This is a genomic window from Ralstonia sp. 110700041-2 (assembly GCF_056280165.1).
Genome location: NZ_JBSFAI010000018.1, coordinates 34280 through 53407 on the forward strand (window position 1 = coordinate 34280; position 19128 = coordinate 53407).

The window sequence follows — 19128 nt, forward strand, 5'->3', positions numbered from 1 at the left end:
TATACAGACGCTCAAGCAGCCGCCCGTCGCGCCGCCCGCGTAGCCCAGGCCGTCAGCACGACCACGGCCGCGAGGATGATGCCCGTGGCGCCCAGCGTCTGCGGCGCGACCACTTCATCGGCGAGCCATGCGCCCATCAGCAGGGCGATGGGCGGGTTCACATACACATAGCTTGTCGCCATGACGGTGGACACGCGTTCCACCAGCGCCATGTAGGCCGTGAATGCGATGGCCGAACCGAACACCACAAGGTAGCCCCACGCAAGCGCGGCGTGCATGCCGATGTGGCTGGGCCACGCTTCGCCGGTGAGCAGGCTGAGCACCACGAGCGCCACGCCGCCAAAGGCCATCTCCAGTACAAAGGCCGTCATGCCCTTGGGCATGTCGATGCGCTTGGAGAGCTGCGAGCCGAACGACCATGACGCAATGGCGGTGGTCAGCGCCAGCACGCCGACCGTGCTGGCCTGAAACTCCGCTCCGCGAAACAGCACCGCAATCCCGATGCTGCCCAGCGCGATGGCGCCAATCTCATATGCACGCAGGCGGCCGCCGGCCAGCAGCGTCCAGAGTGTGGAGAACAGCGGCATCGACGCGATCATCACCGTGGTCGCACCCGACGAGATGGTCTGCTCGGCCACCGCCGTCATGCCCATGCCGCCCACCAGCATGAACGCGCCGATCAGCGCGCAGTTGCGGACCTGGCGCAACGTCGGCCGTTCTTCGGGCCGCTTGCGCTGTCGCAGGATGACCAGCGGGGCGAGCAGCAACGCCGCAGCCAAAAAACGCGAGCCCATCATCAGAAAGGGCGGCAGATCGGTCAGCGCAAAACGGATGGCGAGATACGTTGTGCCCCACACCACGTAGGTGATGAGCAGGCACAGGGCGATGAAGGGGGACATGACGGAACCTCTGCGAGGAAGTCCCGATGCTACTCAAGGCGGCCTTATGCGCAAAACGAGTTTTGTTATCGCTCGTTGTGAGCATTGTTAGCAAGCAAGTGAGCTGAGGCGTATGTGGGTTTGAGACTGCCATCACGCGGTTCCACACCTCGCGCTCGGAGTGATGAACCCCGCGTGCCGAGTTTGGAACCCCATGCACGGCGTTCAGAACCTCAATGTCGGTGTTCGAAGTACGAGATATCGAGGTTCGGAACGACGCCGGTCACGTTCCGAACGCCGACGGTGGAGTTCGGAACCGCAAGCATGGAGTGTCCAACCCCAACGGTCGGGTTCGGAACGCCAAGCCTGACGTTCCGAACCTTGCAGGCCAGTCAGATGACCCGGAACCCGTGCGTTCCGTCGCGCCGCAGCTGCTCGACCAGCCCGAACTCCCAATCGAGATAGGCCTGCATCGCGGTACGCGGTGCGCTCGTGCCTTCATACGGGCGGCGGTAGCGGTCGATGCGGTCTGAGGCCAGGCGGGTCTCGCCGGTTTCAATGGGCAGGCCGGCGGCCACCCATGTTGCAGTGCCTCCGTCGAGCACCCACACCTCGGCCTGCGTCAGCTTGGCAAGGTCGGCGGCGGCAAAGCGGGCGAGCTGGCTGGAGCCGCACGTCAGCACGTAGCGGCGGGCCGCCGGGATGCGCGCCAGCGCTGCGGGCAAGTCTGAGCGTACGGCAAACCACGCACCCGGAATATGCCGCGCAACGTAGTTGGCGCTGCGCGTGACGTCGATGACGGCGGTGTCGCCCGCTTCCAGCCAGCCGGCCAGGGCGCGGGCGTCGACCGTGCGCACGGCGGGGAGCGGCGGGGCAGGTGTCTGCCACGTCCCGGTGACGCTGCGCGCGCTCGCGTCGACCGGATCGACGACATAAACCTCCCAGCCCATCTGTGCGAGCCACGAGGCGGACATGTCGGCACGCACGCCGTCGTCATCGGCCAGGACGATGCGGGCGCCGCGCACGGCGGCGGTGTGGTCCGTTTCCTGCACGAGCTGGCCGCCGGGCGCGCTGGCAAAGCCGGGCAGGTGGCCGGTGGCATATTCCTCGGGTGTGCGCACGTCGAGCTTGTAGACCGTGCGGTCCGGGGTCTCGAGTTTGGCAACCTCAGCCAGCGCAATGCGCGGCACGTTGGCGCGTTCGGCCACGGCGCGCGCATCGGCCTGTGCCTGCGCGCGTGATTCGGCAGACACGTCCTGCGGATGACGGCGGTTGGCGCCATGGTCCAGCACCTGATCGGCCAGCAGCCAGCCGATGGTGCCATTGCGCAGTGCCGCCACCGGGTTGGGGATGCCGGCATTCACCAGCGATTGCGTGCCGATGATGCTGCGCGTGCGTCCCGCGCAATTGACGATGACCTGCGTGCTCGGGTCCGGTGCCAGCTCGCGGATGCGCAACACCAGCTCGGCACCCGGCACGCTCGTCGCCGTGGGGATGCTCATGGTCTGAAACTCTTCATAGCGGCGCGAATCGACGATCACCACGTCGCGCTTGGCATCAAGCAGCGCCTTGACCTCCTGCGCGCTGAGCGACGGCGTGTGGCGGTGCGCCTCCACGTATTCGCCAAAGGATTTGCTCGGCACGTTCACGTCTTGGAACACCTCGCCGCCGGCTGCGCGCCAGCCATCGAGTCCGCCTTCGAGCAGGTACACGCGCGTATAGCCGAGTTCAGCCAGCTTGGCCGCCGCGCGCGGGGCGAGGTCCACGCCATCGTGCACGCCGTACAGCACGATCAACGTGTCGCGGCGCGGAATGCGCGACCACGCTTCCAACTCCAGCCGGGAGAGCGGCAGGTTGGCTGCCCATAGCGGATGCGCCTGGGCATACGGGTCTTCCTCGCGGACGTCGACCAGTGCAATCTCCTTGCGGGCCAGCAGGGCGGCGCGCACGTCGGCATACGCCAACGTCGGGACGTGGGTTTCGGCCAGCGGTGCAGCGACCGGCGATTCGATGGCGTCGATAGCGTCGATGGTGGTACTCATGATGCGGGCGTGTCCTTGGAACGGTCCCAGAGATTGGGCAGATGGGTATTCGAATAGCCGGAGACGAACGGCTTGCGCTCGCCGTCTTCCGTGTAGACGGAACGGTGGATGCCGCCGATGTTGCCGCCGTAGACGTGGATGCTGATCGAGGTGCGATCGTCAAAGGCGTTGTGCACGCGGTGGATGTCCCCCACGCGCGGCGAGACGTGTTCTACAGCGCCCGGCTCCAGGCGGATGGCCGGGCCGTCGGGTTGGGGTTTGCCTTGCGCGTCGAGCTTGAACGGCTGCGAGTATTCAGCGCCGCGCAGCATGCCGATCAGGCCCCACGTGGTGTGGTCGTGAATGGGTGTGCGCTGGCCCGGGCCCCAGACAAAGCTGACGATGGAAAAGCGCTCGCCGGAATCGGCATGCAGGAGGAACTGCTGGAAGTGCTCTGGGTGCGGCTGCGAGTATTCAGCGGGCAACCAGTCGTCGCGGGCGACGAGCGCACCGAGCAGGGCACCGGCGCGCGAGAGGATTTCGGCTTCGGTCGGTTGCTGATCCAGCAGGCGCGACAGCGCCGTCACGAACTCACGCAGCGGCGCGATGGACTGTGTTTGTACGGGTGCCGCAGAGGAAGCAGCAGCGGAAACGGTGGCGAGTGCAGGCGTGCTCATCGACAGGTTCCTGGTGTGGGATTTTTGGGCATCTTGCTGGACTTGGTTGGCGGCGTCCAGCTAAACCCCGAGCGCAGTGCGGCCGGCTGCCAGCAGGATGGAGTCGTTCTGCGGCGTGTGAATGCGGCTGCACAGCACATCGCGATAATGGCGCTCGAGCGGGTTGCGGCGCGACAGGCCGTGATTGCCGGACAGCTGCAGCGCCAACTCCACGGCGCGGATCGCGTTGGCGGTGACGGTGTACTTGAGCAGCCCGCTGTCGGTGATGGAAAGCGGCGCGCCCGCATCGGCGGCTTCGGCTGCATGATCGAGCAGCACGCGGTTGGTTTGCAGCGCGGCGGCAACCTCGCCCACCACTTCCTGCATGCGCGGCAGCGTGGCCAGCGGCCCGCCCAGGTTGGCCGGTGCCCGCGTGTTCAGAAACTGGATGAGCCAGTCGCGCGCGGCCTGCGCCACGGCGTCGTACAGGCTGCCGAGCAGCACGTTCATCCATGCTTGCTGGTCGAGTTGCGCGCCCGTGTCGGCTTGCGCGGCACTGTGCGCTGCCCATTCCGAAGCAGGGCGGATATCGACGGCGTGGTCGAGCGGAATCTCCACATCTTCGAGGATGACGTCGTGGCTGCCCGAGGCACGCAAGCCGAGGTGGTTCCAGGTTTCTTCGATGCGGATACCCGGTGTTTCCGGCAACGGACGCGGCACGAGAAAAATCCCCACGCGCGGCTCGGCTTCATCGGTGCGGCCCCACACGGATAGCCAGCGCAGGGCAGGGCTGCCGGTGCTGTAGAGCTTGCGGCCCCGGATGCGCCAGCGATTGCCGACACGCGTTGCCACTGTGGCGGGCAAACCGCCGCGTGCGGGCGTGCCGAGGTCCGGCTCCACGCGCAGCGCGTTGATGAGCGCGCCTTCATTCAGCGCAGTCGCAAACACCTGTTGCCGAACATGCGCGGGCCAGCGCGTATCGGCACGTGCGATGGCGCGGTGCTGCAGGTACGTCATCGTCAGCACAAGCGCAGTGGCTGCATCGGCATGCGCGATGGACGCAATGATCTGGCGTGCCGTCTGCAGGCCGGCGCCGCCACCGCCATGCGTTTGCGGGATGACCTGTGCAATCAGGCCCGAGGCGTGCAGCAGCGCGAAGTTGTCGTGCGGGAAGTTGCCCTGCAGATCATGCTCTGCGGCTGACGCGGCCAGCTGCGGAGCAATGGTGGCCAGCGCTTCGGCAAGCCGGTCGGGCGGCGTTGGCAGGCGATGCAAGGGAGCAGGCGACATGGCGATGCAATGTGCGAAGCAAGTGGCATTGGCGCACAGCGTATCCGGGTTGCCAGGCGCCACGAACGACCTATGCCGTATATGCAGCGTTGAAATTATTCGTTAGTGCAATGCGGGTGGTGACGTAACTTCATTCGCATTCATGGCGGGGCGCAATGCCTCGCAAGTCTTCTAACGATATGCGGAACGGAGCCAGCATGAGCGTCGATTTCATCGGCATGATCCAGAGCCAGAAGCAGTCTGAAATTCACCCGCCCGATCCGAACGGGCCGGTGATCGACCGCGATTACGTACGTGCCTTTGCACAGGCGCACGAACAGGCCGGCTTTGATCGCATCCTCGTGCCGCACCATTCGACGGGGCCGTCGGCCACGCTCACGATCTCATATGCAGCCGCGTTGACGGAGCGCATTCACTTCATGCTTGCGCACCGGCCCGGGTTTACCAATCCGACGCTGGCCGCGCGCCAGATTGCCACGCTGGACCAGTTCACCGGTGGCCGCCTGGGCGTGCACTTCATCTCGGGCGGTTCCGACAGCGAGCAACGGCGTGATGGCGACTATCTCGACCACGACCAGCGCTATGCACGCACGGACGAATACCTGGGCATCCTGCGGCGCATCTGGACAGAGTCGAAGCCGTTCGACCACGAGGGCACGTTCTATCGCTTCGAGCAAGGCTTCTCCGAGGTGAAGCCCGCGCAGAAGCCCCATGTGCCGATCTACTTCGGTGGTGCTTCGGACGTGGCCGTCGAGGTGGCCGGCAAGCATGCCGACGTGTATGCGCTGTGGGGTGAATCGCTCGACCAGGTGCGCGATCTGACAACGCGCGTGCGGGCCGAAGCCGCCAAGCACGGGCGCAGCATCCGGTTTTCTGTGTCGTTCCGCCCGATCCTGGCGGAAACGGAAGACGCCGCCTGGGCACGGGCAGAGAACATCCTTGAGCGGACGCGCGCGCTGCGTGTGCAGCAGGGCTACAGCCGAGGCGGCCCGCAACAGAGCGAGGGCGCACGCCGCCTGCTCGCGGCAGCCGAACAAGGCGAGCGCGTCGACAAACGTTTGTGGACGGCCATCGCCAAGGAAACTGGTGGACGTTCCAATTCCACCTCGCTGGTCGGCACGCCGGAGCAAGTGGCCGATGCGCTGCTCGACTACTACGACCTGGGCGTCACCACCTTCCTGATCCGCGGTTTTGATCCGCTGGAAGACGTGGTGGATTACGGTCGCACGCTCATCCCGCGCGTGCGCGAGCTGGTGGCGCAGCGTGAAGCGCAGCGCAAGGCCGCGTGAGGCACGGGCATGAGCGCAGTCTTCTCTATCGAGCGCCCCGCATCGTCCACGCTCAAGCTGAACAGCACGCCGCAGCAGAAATTCTGGTTTGATCCGCCCGCCACGCGCCCCACGCTCGAGGCCGAGCGGCGCCATCGGCAGGAGCGGCTTGCGGGGGCGTTCCGCCTGTTTGCGCGGCACGGCTTTGACCTCGGGCTGGCGGGCCACATCACCGCGCGCGACCCGGAGTTGACGGACCACTTCTGGGTCAACCCGCTGGGGGTGCATTTCTCGCGCATCAAGGTGACGGACCTGCTGCTCGTGAACGCGCGTGGCGAGACCGTCATCGGCAACCGGCCGCTGAACAAGGCGGCGTTTGCGATTCATGCGGCGATTCACGAAGCGCATCCGCACATCGTGGCTGCGGCGCACACCCATTCGACCTACGGCAAGGCGTGGTCGACCCTGGGCCGGCCGCTGGATCCGCTCACGCAGGATGCATGCTCGTTCTATGAAGACCATGCGCTGTTCGACGACTTCACCGGCATGGTGGTCGATTCCAGCGAAGGCGAGCGCATTGCGCATGCCCTCACCAAGCCCGACGGCGGCACGCACAAGGGCGTGATCCTGAAGAACCACGGCATCCTCACGGCAGGCCCGACGTTGGAAGCCGCAGCGTGGTGGTACATCGCGCTGGACAACGCTGCCCACACGCAACTGCTTGCCGAAGCCGCGGGCACGCCGCAGCCCATCGATGCCGCCACCGCGCGCCACACCCACAGCCAGGTGGGCGGCCAGGAGGGTGCGCTGCACGCGTTCGAAAGCCTTTACGCCGGCCTGGTCGCGGCCGAGCCGGACGTGCTCGATTAAGCCGTCGCCTGACAGAACAGATCGAACACATCATCACGGGGAGCATTCAATGAGCGAAGAGACCGCGGGCATCTCGCGCCGCAAGATATTGCACGCAGCGGCCGCCACGGCGCTGGCTGCACCGGCATTGATCCTGGGCCGCAAGGCCTACTCGCAACAGCGCAAGCTGACGTTTGCTTGGAACCAGAACGCGTTTTGCCTGACGCCCATCGTGGTGGCGCAGGAACGCGGCTTCTTCGAAAAGAACGGACTGCACGTCGATCTGATCAACTACAGCGGCTCGACCGATCAACTGCTCGAATCGATCGCCACCGGCAAGGCAGATGCCGCAGTGGGCATGATTCACCGCTGGCTCAAGCCGCTGGAAGCGGGCTTCGACGTGAAGATCATCGGCAGCTCGCATGGCGGCTGTGTGCGGCTTGTGGGTTCCAAGGCGGCAGGCGTCACCAGCCTGGCGGCGCTCAAGGGAAAAACCGTAGGCGTGAGCGATCTTGCTGCCCCGGGCAAGCACTTCTTCACCATCCTGCTGGCCAAGAACGGCATTGACCCGGACAAGGACGTCACGTGGCGCCAGTACCCGGCCGACCTGCTGGGCGTGGCGGTGGACAAAGGCGAGATCCAGGCGATTGCCGACGGCGACCCCAACCTTTTCCTGCTGGAGAAGCGCACGAACGGCGCCTACGTGGAGCTGGCCACGAACCTCTCCGGTGAATACGCACGCAAGGTCTGCTGCGTGATCGGCGCACGCGGCGAGCTGGTCCGCAATGACCGCCCGACGGCATCCGCACTGGCGCGTTCGATTGTGCAAGCCACGGATTTCGTCAACGAAAACCCGAATGAGGCGGCCAAGGTGTTTGCCAAGTATTCGCCCAAGGTGGCGCTGGACGACTTGCGCAAGCTCTACGCCACGCTCACGTACACGCATCACCCGACCGGCGTCGACCTGCGCGACGAGATCGCCTTCTACGCGGAAGACTTCCGCCGCATCGGCGTCATCAAGAAGACCACCGATCCGCAGCGCCTGGCGCAGCACGTGTACGTGAATGTGCTGGCCTGACGCACGGCGTGTGAGCACATGAGGAACACATCGACATGAGCACCATCCCGCAAACACTGGAGGCGTCTGCCGCGCTCTCCAACCCATTTGCCGATGCCGTCGAGCGCGGAGGCGCATGGCGCACCGGCGCCGTGGCCGCATTGGCCTGGGCCGCCTTCGGCTTGCTGACGTGGCGCTGGCCCAATCACGTGGTCGGTTTCAGCGACTGGGCATTCACGGTGGAGTTGGGCGTTACCGCGTTGATCGTTGGCATTGCGCTGTTCGTGATGGCGTTGGCGGCGGGCCATGTGTCCCCGTTGCGGCCCGTGCAGGAAGCGCTGCAACCGGCCGGGCCATGGCTGATCGCCGTGCCTGCGGTGCTGGCGTTGTGGGAGGTGCTGACCGCCAAGTCCGGTGCATTGCCCACACCGTTCTTTGCGCCGCCGCAGGCATTGATCGAGGTCTATTCGGAAGACTGGCCGCGTCTGGGCGACAGCGTGCTGAATACGCTCAAGCTGCTCGGCATCGGCTATCTGCTTGGTGCGTTGACGGGCTTTCTGGTGGGCGTGTCGATCGGCTGGTCGCGCGCAGTGGGTTACTGGGTGCATCCGGTGCTGCGCATTCTCGGGCCGTTGCCGGCGACGGCGCTGTTGCCGATCACGTTCTACTTCTTCCCGTCGAGCTATTCGGCGGCGGCTTTCCTGATCGCCTTGGCAGCCGGCTTTCCCGTGGCGGTGCTCACGTGGTCCGGCGTGGCGGGCGTGAGCAAAAGCTACTACGACGTTGCCCGCACGCTGGGCGCATCCAACGCATTCCTGGTGCTGCGTGTGGCGATTCCGGCAGCCCTGCCGCAGGTGTTCGTGGGGCTGTTCATGGGGCTGGGCGCTTCGTTCACGGTGCTGGTGACGGCGGAGATGATGGGCGTGAAGTCGGGCCTCGGCTGGTACCTGACCTGGGCGCAAGGCTGGGCATCGTACGTCAACATGTATGCCGCGCTGATCGTCATGGCGCTGCTGTTCTCCAGCATCATCACGCTGCTCTTCAAGGTGCGTGACCGCGCGCTGGTCTGGCAGAAGGGGACGCTGAAATGGTAGCCGTGCTGGAACGCGAGGCGCCGCCTGCGGCCACTGTCGGGGCGCGTATCGACGTGCAGGGCGTCAGCCACTGGTTTGGCAGCCGCGCCAATCCGCTGCAGGTGCTCGACGGTGTGAGCCTGACCATACAGCCGGGTGAGTTCGTTGCGCTGCTCGGGCCAAGCGGTTGCGGCAAGTCCACGCTGCTGCGCCTGATTGCGGGGCTGGAGCCGCCCACGCGCGGCCGCATCCTGCAGGACGATGCCCCCATCGACGCGCCGGACCCGTCGCGTGTGGTCGTCTTCCAGGACCCGACGCTCTACCCATGGCGGCGCGTGTGGGACAACGTCGCGCTGGGCCTGCAAGCGCGCGGTGTGCTCAACGCAGAGCGTGACCGCGTGGACGATGCTCTGGAGCGCGTGGGCCTGGGCGGCTTTCATCGGGCGTTTCCGCATGAGCTCTCGGGCGGCATGGCGCAACGCGTGGCGCTGGCGCGTGCGCTGGTCAACGATCCGCAGTTGCTGGTGCTGGACGAACCGCTGGGCAAGCTGGATTCACTCACGCGGCTGGCCATGCAGAGCGAGCTGGTGACGCTGTGGCAACGCGCGCGCTTCTCGACCGTGCTGGTGACGCACGATGTGGAGGAGGCGTTGTTCCTGGCGCAGCGTGTGGTCATCTTCAGCCCGCGCCCGGCGCGCATCACGGCGGAACTGACGGTGGATCTGCCTTACCCACGCCATCGCGGCGACCCGCGCTTGAGCGCGTTGCGGCACGAGGCGCTGGGTCATCTCGGCCTCGGCGAGACCTGGTAGATGGCGGCATCATCATGAGCGGACCGGAAGCGACGGTCTGGCTCAACGCGTTGCTTGGCTTTCTGCAATGGGCGCAGCACGGCGTGCTGGTGCTGATGCACACGCTTGGGCTGACCGGCGAGGCACACGGGCAGCCGGCATGGCCGTGGGACGTGCGCATCGCGGGCGAAACCCTGTTGATCGACCTTGGGCAAGCGCAGCAGCTTGGCCTGACGCTGATTGCCTTGATGCTGGCGTTGCTGGCCGTCGTGATCGCCGTGCTCGTGAGGCGGTGGCGGCCGGTGTCATCCGGTGTTGCGGCGGGCCTGCTTGTGGTGGCGCCGTGGCCCTCGGCGGTTGTGGTGGCGCCCGCCGTGCCGACGAGTTTCCATGTGAGCCCAACGGCTTTTTCGGTGGCGTCCATCACGCAGGGCACGCGCATCTACAACGCCGCGTGCGCAAGCTGCCACGGCGCAGACGGCCGGGGCGAAGGCCCCTTGGCCGCCACGCTTACGCGCTGGCCACCCACGGTGGTCGGCCCATTGCTTGGCCGTCATGCCGATGGCGAGCTGTTCTGGCACATCGCCCACGGCATGCAGGACACGCAAGGTGCGTCCACCATGCCTGCATTTGCCGGTCGACTGAGCGATGCCGATATCTGGGCGGTACTCGACGCCATGAAGGTGCTGGCCGCGCGTGGCGGCGTGCGCGCCGGCGGCTGGCCGCTGCCGGTGGCGCTGCCCGCGTTGTCCGTGCGCTGCGGCGATGCGCTGCCGCAATCCCTGGCGACGTGGCGCAACGGCCAACGCGTGCGCGTGGTGGCGGTGGATGCGGCATCGAGCACCGACATCCCGCTGGAAGATCCGCGTTTCCAGACATTGCTGATCACGCCGGATGGCAGGTTGCCACCGCCAACGCGCGCGTTCCAGGCGCGTTGCGTGGCGACAGGCGCCGACGCCTGGAGCGTCTTCGCCGCCATCGCCGGTGCTGCGCCGCAAGCGTTCTCCGGCACGCAGTTGCTGGCCGACCGCAACGGCTGGTTGCGCGCACGCGGCGCACCGGGCACCACGTGGTCCGATGCCGATTTCCTCTGCACTTCGGCCGCACGCGGGACCGCCCGCAGCACGAGCGGCCTCGATTCCTTGATCGCCCGCATGGACGCCGAACCCGTGCGCTATGTGAAAGGCGGCTTCATCCACTGACCCTCGACCGCATCGCTCCATCACCATGCCGCAACATCGACGACGTTTTCTGCAATCCACGCTGGCACTCGCTGCCGCGCCTGCCTTGTCCATCGCGCAACCCCGCCTCGTGCTCAAGGCCGGCGACCAGAAGGGCGGACTGCGCGCGCTGCTCGAAGCCGCCGACGCGCTCAAAGGCGTGCCGTACGACATCCAATGGACCGAATTTCCGGCGGCCGCACCGCTGGCCGAAGCGCTCAATGCAGGCGCCGTCGACTTGGGCCCCATTGGGGATGCGCCAGCCATCTTTGCCTTGGCGGCGGGTACGCGCATCAAGCTGATCGGCGCCAACCGATCCGACCCATACGGCACGGCGGTGCTGGTGCGGCCGGATTCTCCGCTGAAGACCGCCGCGGATCTGAAAGGCAAGTCGATCGGCACAAACCGCGGGTCGATCGGGCACTTCGTGGCGCTCAAGGCGTTGGAATCTGCAGGGCTGGGCCCGGACGACGCCAACTTCCGTTTTCTGCCGCCTGCGGATGCCAAGCTTGCGCTGGTCAACGGTTCGATCGATGCGTGGTCAACGTGGGAGCCTTACACCGCGATGGCCGAAACGGCCAAGCATGCGCGCGTGCTGGTCAACGGACGCGGGTTGTGGTCGGGCCTCAGCTACCTGGCGGCGACCGACGCGGCCCTGGCGGCCAAGCGCGACGCGCTGCGCGATTTCCTGCAGCGCGTGGTACGCGCGCAGGTGTGGTCGTATCAGCATGTCGATAGCTTTTCAGCCACGCTGGCCCGCATCATCGGCATTGCGCCGGAGGCCGCGCGGCTGCAGTTTGCGCGGCGGCAGACTGTGTGGCGCGCCATCGATCCGCAGCTCATTGCGGAGCAGCAGCGCACGGCCGATTTCTACGTGAAGGTGGGCCTGCTCAAACAGCGGCTGGAGGTGGCTACCACGTTTGACACGGGCTTTCCGCTAATCGCCTAGCGGGCGTTGCCTGAATGGGATTCCGCGCTCGGCCGCGAGCCACCATGCGGGCCGGCGGTACCCGGCGCTTCCGCGACGTTCTTGGGCAGGTTGGCGACCGGCGTGGCAGCGTCTGGCGCGTTGTTGCCGCCATTGCCAAAGCGCGCTGCCAGACGGTCCTGCACTGCGGTCAGCTGGGCCTGCTCCTGCGCCTTCTGGGCGCGCTCGGTCTCGGCCTGCTGGGCAGCGGCGGCTTGCTCAGCCGGCGTGGGCGGCGGCAGTTTGCCGTGGGCGGGATGCGGCAAAGCAACCACCGTCAGGCCGATGGCCGCCGCGGCGAGCCACAGGGCGGTGCGTGGAATGTTCTGGGGTGTTTTCGGCATGGCGGTCTCCGGGTCGGGATCGCCATGGCTCCAGCAAGTGCGGTGCCGCGTGAGTTCAGCGCCGCTCGGCAAGGGCGTTGTGCAGCACCGTCTTGAGCACGTTGAAGACGGGGTTGTCGTTGTCCTTGCGATAGGCCATCCAGAGTTCGACCGGCTTGGCCGGCGTGGTGCGTACCGGGCGGTAGACGACGCCTTCGAAGTGCAGCATGGCCGCCGCTGCGGGAATGAGCGCTACGCCGATGCCTGCACGCACCAGCGCCAGCATCGAGTGGATCTGGCTGACGTATTCAACGATGTCGGGCAGCACCTCCGCGCGCTCCAGCAGGCTGCTGACCATCTGGTGGAAATAGCGCGCCTCGTATGGCGAATACATCAGCAGCGGCTGGCCCTCGCAATCGCGCAGGCTGGGGCGTTGCGGCCAACTGTCCGCCACCGCTTCCGGCAGGGCGATCACGAGCGCTTCCTGCGAGCACGGCACGGCAATCAGCTCGCCGTGCTCCACCGGCGGGCGCAGCAGGCCGACGTCGATTTCGCGCGCATCCAGCGCCGAGAGCTGCGCGCCGCTCACCATCTCCTTCAGCGTCAATCGCACGCCGGGTGAAGCGGCCCGCACGGCGCTCACTAGCGAGGGCAACTTGCCATAGCCGACCGACGCGGTAAAGCCGATCGCCAACTGCCCAGCAGCGCCCGTGGCCACACGCCGGGCCGTCGCCGCCGCCTCGTCCGCCAGGCGCAGGATGCGCGATGCGTCGGGCAGAAAACTGCGCCCCGCGGCCGTCAGCTTGACCGAGCGGCTGTTGCGCTCCAGCAGTTCGGTGCCGACCTGATGTTCGAGCAGGCGGACCTGGCGCGACAGCGGCGGCTGGGTCATGTGCAGGCGTTCTGCCGCCCGCCCAAAGTGCAGTTCTTCGGCCACGGCGACAAAGCAGCGGAGTTGGCTGAGTTCAAACATCGATTCAAAAACGGTATGGATAGAGTCAGTGCTTATCTTGAATCGGAAAGATCGCCGATGCAAGAATCGGCTCGCCCTCGGGGCAGATCGATGCAGGAAATGGCGAGTTCGGATTCCCTGTATGCGCTTTACGTCGAGCCCGAAGGCGCGGTGTGACAGGGCACTAAGCAGGCGCGGCCGCGCCGTCACGTGCGGCCGCAGCATCGGGACTGGCAGCTTAGGGAAGACCCTGTATCAATACAAGTTCTGTATTAATCGAGTTATTAGTTGGCTTGGACTTGAATCGATCCCGATGCAAGAATTCGCTCATCAACAACACGCATTCATCACGAGCGAGACATGTCCCGATACAGCCCCAAAGAGTTCGCCCAACAGATCGGCTCCGGTCTGCTGTCCTTCCCCATCACGCACTTCAAGGCGTCGGATCTGTCGTTCGACGAGGCCGCGTATCGCGCCAACCTCAGCTGGCTGTTCAGCCACGAGGCAGCCGGCCTGTTTGCGGCGGGTGGCACGGGCGAATTCTTCTCGCTCACCGCAGCTGAGACGGACCGCGTGGTGCGTGCTGCCGTGGCTGAAACCGCCGGCAAGATTCCGGTGATCGCCCCGGCCGGCCGCGGCACGGCCGAATCGATCGAATACTGCAAAGCCGCAGAAGCTGCCGGCGCCGACGGCATCCTGCTGCTGCCGCCGTACCTGACCGAAGCCTCTGCCGACGGCGTGGCCGCGCACGTGGAGCAGGTCTGCAAATCGACCAAGCTCGGCGTGATCGTCTACAACCGCGCCAACCAGGTCCTCGACGAGAACCACCTGGAACGCCTGGCAGACCGCTGCCCGAACCTGGTCGGCTTCAAGGACGGCGTGGGCGATCTGGAACTGATGACGCGCATTTACGCCCGCCTGGGCGACCGCTTTACCTATGTCGGCGGCCTGCCGACGGCCGAGACTTTTGCACTGCCGTACCTGACGATGGGCGTGACGACGTATTCGTCGGCCATCTTCAACTTCGTGCCGAAGTTCGCGCTAGAGTTCTACGCCGCCGTGCGCGCGTTCGACAATGCCAAGGTCTACAAGATGCTCAACGAGTTCGTGCTGCCGTACATCCAGCTGCGCAACCGCAAGCGCGGCTATGCGGTGTCGATCGTCAAGGCCGGTATGAAGGTCATCGGCCGTGACGCAGGTCCGGTCCGTGCTCCGTTGACCGACCTGACCGACGCCGAGATTGCAGAACTGTCGGCGTTGGTGTCGCGCGTTGCCGAAGTGGAAAAGCTGGCGGCCTGAGCGCAACCGAAAACACAAGGAATCCTTATGCAATTGAGCGGCGAACTGTTGTTGGGTGCCGCCCGCGTAGCGGGTGGTGCCGGCAAGGTTCGCGCCATGAACCCCGCCACCGGGGAATGGCTCGAACCGGAATTCACCCTGGCCTCCAAGGCCGAGGCCGCACGTGCCGCTGAACTGGCCGCCGCGGCTTTTGACGTTTACCGCGAGACCGCGCCGGAAACCCGTGCAGCCTTCCTGGAAGCCATCGCCAGCCAGATCGAAGCGCTGGGCGATGCCTTGATCGAACGCGCGATGGCCGAATCGGCATTGCCGCGTCCGCGCCTGGAAGGCGAGCGCGGCCGCACGTGCAACCAGCTGCGCCTGTTTGCAAGCGTGGTGCGTGCCGGTGATGCCGTGGGCGCACGCCTGGATTCGGCTCTGCCCGAACGCAAGCCGTTGCCGCGCTCGGACTTGCGCATGCGCCGCATTGCGCTGGGGCCCGTCGCCGTGTTTGGCGCGAGCAACTTCCCGCTGGCGTTCTCGGTGGCAGGCGGGGATACCGCGTCAGCGTTGGCTGCGGGTTGTCCGGTGGTCGTCAAGGCGCATCCGGCGCACCCGGGTACGTCTGAACTCGTGGGTTGCGCCATTCAAGCGGCGGTTGCGCAATGCGGGCTGCCGGAGGGCGTGTTCTCGCTCATCCTGGCGGACAACGATGTGGCGGGCGCACTGGTGGCTGATCCGCATATTCAGGCAGTGGGCTTTACAGGCTCGCGTGCAGGCGGTCAGGCGCTGCTGCGCATTGCGCAGGCGCGTCCGCAGCCGATTCCGGTATATGGCGAGTTGAGCGCCATCAACCCCGTCTTCCTGTTGCCCGACGCACTGGCCAAGCGTGCTGCTGCGCTGGGTCAGCAGTACGTGGCATCGCTCACGATGGGTGCGGGCCAGTTCTGTACGAACCCGGGCCTGCTGCTCGCCATCGACGGGCCGGAACTGGATGCCTTTGAGGCTGCCGCCGCTGCGGCCATGGGCGGCGTGGCTGCGCAGCCGATGCTCACCGCAGGCATCCACAGCGCCTACACCCGTGGCGTCGACAAGCTGGCCTCCGAGGCCAACGTGCGCTGCGTCGCACGCGGCCAAGACAGCGACGAACCCAACCGCGGGCAAGCCGGCTTCTACATCACCGATGCGAAGAGCTTCCAGGCGCAACCGGCGCTGCACGACGAGATCTTCGGCGCCACCGGCCTGGTCGTGCGCTGCCGCGATGCGGAGGAGCTGCGCGCGCTGGCCGAATCGCTCGAAGGCCAACTGACCGCCACGCTGCATCTGGATACGGGCGACACGGCGATCGCGCGTTCGCTGCTGCCGATTCTGGAACGCAAGGCGGGGCGCATTCTGGCCAATGGCTGGCCAACCGGTGTTGAGGTGTGCCACGCCATGGTGCACGGCGGGCCGTGGCCGGCAACGACGGATGCACGCACGACTTCGGTCGGCACGGCGGCCATCGAGCGCTTCCTGCGCCCGGTGTGCTATCAGGATCTGCCGGCCGAACTGCTGCCCGAAGCGCTGCAGGACGCCAACCCGCTCAAGCTGCGCCGGTTCGTGGATGGAAACTGGGCCTGAAGTCGTAACACGTAAATAGAAAAAGACAACACGCCGGGCCGCACAGGACCCGGCAACTTGAACCGACCGGCACGACGGGTGCCGGCTCAAGGAGGAGACGATGGACATCAAAGCCCCCGCAGTGGGAGCACAGGCCGTGCCGCGCGCTGAGCGCATGAGCCGCGTGCGTTTCGTGATCCTCGCGATGCTGTTTATCGTGACGACCATCAACTACGCCGATCGGGCGACCATCTCCATTGCCGGCTCGGCCATGCAAAAAGAACTCGGCATCGATGCCGTGTCGCTTGGCTATATTTTTTCGGCGTTTGGCTGGGCTTATGTGATCGCGCAGATTCCGGGCGGCTGGCTGCTCGACCGCTTCGGTTCGAAGCGCGTTTACACGTTCAGCATTTTGCTGTGGTCGCTGTTCACGCTGGCGCAGGGTGCCATCGGTTTCTTTACCGGCGCCGCCGCCATCGTCATGGTGTTCTGCCTGCGCTTCCTGGTGGGGGCGGCAGAGGCGCCGTCCTTCCCGGCGAACAGCCGTATCGTGGCGGCGTGGTTTCCGGCCAATGAGCGCGGCACTGCAGCGGCCATCTTCAACTCTGCGCAATATGCCGCCACGGTGGTGTTTGCCCCGCTGATGGCCTGGCTGGTGCACGCGTTCGGCTGGCATCACGTGTTTATCGTGATGGGCGTGATCGGCATTGTCATGGCGGTCGTGTGGAGAGCCTTCGTACACGAACCGAAAGACCACCCGGGCGTCAACCGCGCCGAAATCGAGTACATCGAAGCCGGCGGCGGCCTGGTCAACATGGACCGTGCCGGCGTGGCCAAGGCTGAGGGTCCGAAACTCGGCTACGTGAAGCAGCTCCTGCAGAACCGCATGCTGATGGGGGTGTACATCGCGCAGTACTGCATCAATGCGCTCACGTACTTCTTCATCACGTGGTTCCCGGTGTATCTGGTGCAGGCGCGCGGCATGTCGATCCTGAAGGCGGGCTTCGTCGCGTCGATTCCGGCGGTGTGCGGCTTCCTGGGCGGCATTCTGGGCGGGATCATCTCTGACGCGCTGCTCCGGCGTGGTGCCTCGCTTTCGATGGCGCGCAAGGTACCCATCGTGCTGGGCATGCTGCTTTCCATGACCATGGTGATCTGCAACTACGTCGATGCGCAGGCCGTCGTCGTGGCCGTGATGGCGTTGTCGTTCTTCGGCAAGGGCCTCGGTGCGCTGGGCTGGGCAGTGAACTCCGATACGGCGCCCAAGCAGATTGCGGGCTTATCGGGCGCGCTGATGAACACCTTCGGCAACCTGTCGAGCATCACCACGCCCATCGCGATCGGTTACATCGTCAACACCACGGGCTCGTTCAACGGGGCGCTTGTGTACGTGGGGATCCACGCCGCGGTTGCCATCGTCTGCTACCTGTTCATGGTGGGCGAGATCAAGCGTGTGGAACTGAAGCCGCTGTAAGCCACAGGAGCCTCGTAAGTGACGTTGCAATCGATCGAGTCCGGCGCACGCACGCACACACCGCGGGTGACGGAGATGCAGGTGATTCCCGTCGCGGGTCGCGACAGCATGCTGCTGAACCTGTGCGGCGCGCATGCACCGTTCTTTACGCGCAACCTCGTGATCCTGAAGGACAACGCCGGGCGTACCGGCGTGGGCGAGGTGCCGGGCGGGGAGGGCATCCGCCAAGCGCTGGAGCGTGTGATTCCGCTGGTGGTCGGTCAATCGATCGGTCGTACCAATAGCGTGCTGAGCAGCATTCGCCGGGCGCTGGCCGGTGGCGGCAATGCCGCGCATCAGGCGACGGTGCACCAGGTGACCTCCGCTTCGGAAGCGGCAGTGCTGCGCCAGCCGCACGAGATCAACCTGCGCATGGACAACGTCATCACGGCGGTGGAAGCGGCGCTGCTCGATCTGCTTGGTCAGTTTCTCGAAGTGCCGGTGGCGGAGTTGCTGGGCGCCGGCCAGCAGCGCGATAGCGCGCCGATGCTCGCGTACCTGTTCTACGTGGGCGATCGTCGCAAGACCGATCTGCCGTACCTGGAGGGCGCCAACGGCGCAGACGACTGGCTGCGCTTGCGCCACGAAGCTGCCATGACACCCGCCGCCATCGCCCGCCTGGCCGAAGCCGCCACCGAGCGCTACGGTTTTGCCGATTTCAAGCTCAAGGGCGGCGTGATGCCCGGCGCTGAAGAGATGGAAGCGATTGCCGCCATCAAGGCGCGCTTTCCGCACGCCCGCGTCACGCTGGACCCGAATGGTGCATGGTCGCTCAACGAGGCAATTGCGCTGTGCAAGGGCCAAGGGCATCTAGTGGCCTATGCCGAAGACCCGTGCGGCCCCGAAGCCGGTTACTCGGGCCGCGAGGTGATGGCCGAGTTCAAGCGTGCCACCGGTATCCCGACGGCCACCAACATGATCGCCACCGACTGGCGCCAGATGGGCCACGCAGTCCAGCTGCACGCAGTCGACATTCCGCTGGCCGATCCGCATTTCTGGACCATGCAAGGCTCCGTGCGCGTCGCGCAGCTTTGCGACGAGTGGGGTCTGACTTGGGGCTCGCATTCCAACAATCACTTCGATGTGTCGCTGGCGATGTTCACGCATGTGGCCGCCGCCGCGCCGGGCAACATCACGGCCATCGATACGCACTGGATCTGGCAGGAGGCCCAGGAGCGCCTGACGCGCGAGCCGCTGCGCATCCAGGGCGGCCACGTGGCCGTGCCGGAGCGCCCGGGCCTTGGCATCGAAATCGACATGGACCGCGTCATGGCCGCCCATGCGCTGTACAAGACCCTGGGCCCTGGCGCGCGTGATGACGCCATGGCCATGCAATACCTCGTGCCGGGCTGGACGTATGACCCGAAACGCCCGAGCCTGAGGCGCTGAAAAG

The 19128-nt window shown here is 66.0% G+C and carries 17 protein-coding genes; 11 read left to right on the plus strand and 6 right to left on the minus strand.

Annotated features, from left to right (window positions below; genetic code table 11):
* Window positions 1–11: 11 nt before the first annotated feature.
* From ACUXH0_RS22955 to ACUXH0_RS22970, 4 genes are all read right to left on the minus strand, one after another.
* Entirely contained in the window at window positions 12–899 is an 888-nt protein-coding gene (locus ACUXH0_RS22955; RefSeq protein ID WP_182594692.1) for an EamA family transporter, read from the minus strand.
* A gap of 371 nt (window positions 900–1270) precedes the next feature.
* Window positions 1271–2920: a rhodanese-related sulfurtransferase gene (locus ACUXH0_RS22960; RefSeq protein ID WP_012430445.1), complete on the minus strand. Its 1650-nt coding sequence runs from the start codon at window positions 2918–2920 to the stop codon at window positions 1271–1273.
* Window positions 2917–3576 (minus strand): cysteine dioxygenase family protein, encoded by a 660-nt coding sequence (locus ACUXH0_RS22965; RefSeq protein WP_012430444.1) that lies wholly within the window; start codon window positions 3574–3576, stop codon window positions 2917–2919. The genes ACUXH0_RS22960 and ACUXH0_RS22965 overlap by 4 nt, the downstream gene beginning before the upstream one ends.
* Window positions 3577–3636: 60 nt before the next feature.
* The gene (locus ACUXH0_RS22970) at window positions 3637–4845 is read right to left on the minus strand and encodes an acyl-CoA dehydrogenase family protein (protein ID WP_012430443.1); all 1209 of its coding nucleotides are present in this window, start codon (window positions 4843–4845) and stop codon (window positions 3637–3639) included.
* Between the two features lie 197 nt (window positions 4846–5042).
* On the opposite strand from ACUXH0_RS22970, the gene ACUXH0_RS22975 reads away from it, so the two are divergent.
* Genes ACUXH0_RS22975 through ACUXH0_RS23005 form a run of 7 tightly spaced genes read left to right on the plus strand, consistent with a single transcriptional unit; the run spans window position 5043 to window position 12052 of the window.
* Entirely contained in the window at window positions 5043–6134 is a 1092-nt protein-coding gene (locus tag ACUXH0_RS22975) for an LLM class flavin-dependent oxidoreductase (RefSeq protein ID WP_012430442.1), read from the plus strand.
* Between the two features lie 9 nt (window positions 6135–6143).
* Window positions 6144–6983: a class II aldolase/adducin family protein gene (locus ACUXH0_RS22980; protein WP_012430441.1), complete on the plus strand. Its 840-nt coding sequence runs from the start codon at window positions 6144–6146 to the stop codon at window positions 6981–6983.
* A gap of 49 nt (window positions 6984–7032) precedes the next feature.
* Complete coding sequence (locus tag ACUXH0_RS22985; protein ID WP_012430440.1) at window positions 7033–8040, plus strand: ABC transporter substrate-binding protein; 1008 nt, start codon at window positions 7033–7035, stop codon at window positions 8038–8040.
* Window positions 8041–8075: 35 nt separating this feature from the next.
* A complete protein-coding gene (locus ACUXH0_RS22990) occupies window positions 8076–9113 on the plus strand; it encodes an ABC transporter permease (RefSeq protein ID WP_012430439.1) in 1038 nt (345 codons plus the stop codon).
* A complete protein-coding gene (locus ACUXH0_RS22995) occupies window positions 9107–9904 on the plus strand; it encodes an ABC transporter ATP-binding protein (RefSeq protein ID WP_004633954.1) in 798 nt (265 codons plus the stop codon). Before ACUXH0_RS22990 ends, ACUXH0_RS22995 begins: the two co-directional genes overlap by 7 nt.
* Before the next feature lie 14 nt (window positions 9905–9918).
* Entirely contained in the window at window positions 9919–11085 is a 1167-nt protein-coding gene (locus ACUXH0_RS23000; RefSeq protein ID WP_012430438.1) for a c-type cytochrome, read from the plus strand.
* A gap of 25 nt (window positions 11086–11110) precedes the next feature.
* Window positions 11111–12052: an ABC transporter substrate-binding protein gene (locus ACUXH0_RS23005; RefSeq protein WP_012430437.1), complete on the plus strand. Its 942-nt coding sequence runs from the start codon at window positions 11111–11113 to the stop codon at window positions 12050–12052.
* On the opposite strand, the gene ACUXH0_RS23010 is transcribed toward ACUXH0_RS23005, so the two are convergent.
* Entirely contained in the window at window positions 12049–12414 is a 366-nt protein-coding gene (locus ACUXH0_RS23010; RefSeq protein ID WP_012430436.1) for a hypothetical protein, read from the minus strand. The genes ACUXH0_RS23005 and ACUXH0_RS23010 overlap by 4 nt on opposite strands.
* Before the next feature lie 55 nt (window positions 12415–12469).
* A complete protein-coding gene (locus ACUXH0_RS23015) occupies window positions 12470–13366 on the minus strand; it encodes a LysR family transcriptional regulator (protein ID WP_004633961.1) in 897 nt (298 codons plus the stop codon).
* Between the two features lie 339 nt (window positions 13367–13705).
* Here ACUXH0_RS23015 and kdgD point away from each other — a divergent pair, with 339 nt between their 5' ends.
* From kdgD to ACUXH0_RS23035, 4 genes are all read left to right on the plus strand, one after another.
* Window positions 13706–14644, plus strand: coding sequence for a 5-dehydro-4-deoxyglucarate dehydratase (gene kdgD, locus ACUXH0_RS23020; protein ID WP_004633970.1), 939 nt, complete (start codon window positions 13706–13708; stop codon window positions 14642–14644).
* A 27-nt stretch (window positions 14645–14671) separates the two neighbouring features.
* Window positions 14672–16243, plus strand: coding sequence for an aldehyde dehydrogenase (NADP(+)) (locus ACUXH0_RS23025; RefSeq protein WP_012430435.1), 1572 nt, complete (start codon window positions 14672–14674; stop codon window positions 16241–16243).
* 100 nt (window positions 16244–16343) lie between these two features.
* Window positions 16344–17696: an MFS transporter gene (locus ACUXH0_RS23030; protein WP_012430434.1), complete on the plus strand. Its 1353-nt coding sequence runs from the start codon at window positions 16344–16346 to the stop codon at window positions 17694–17696.
* Window positions 17697–17714: 18 nt separating this feature from the next.
* Window positions 17715–19124 carry an enolase C-terminal domain-like protein gene (locus ACUXH0_RS23035; protein WP_182594691.1) on the plus strand — a complete coding sequence of 470 codons (1410 nt, stop codon included), beginning with the start codon at window positions 17715–17717 and terminating at the stop codon, window positions 19122–19124.
* Window positions 19125–19128: the final 4 nt, after the last annotated feature.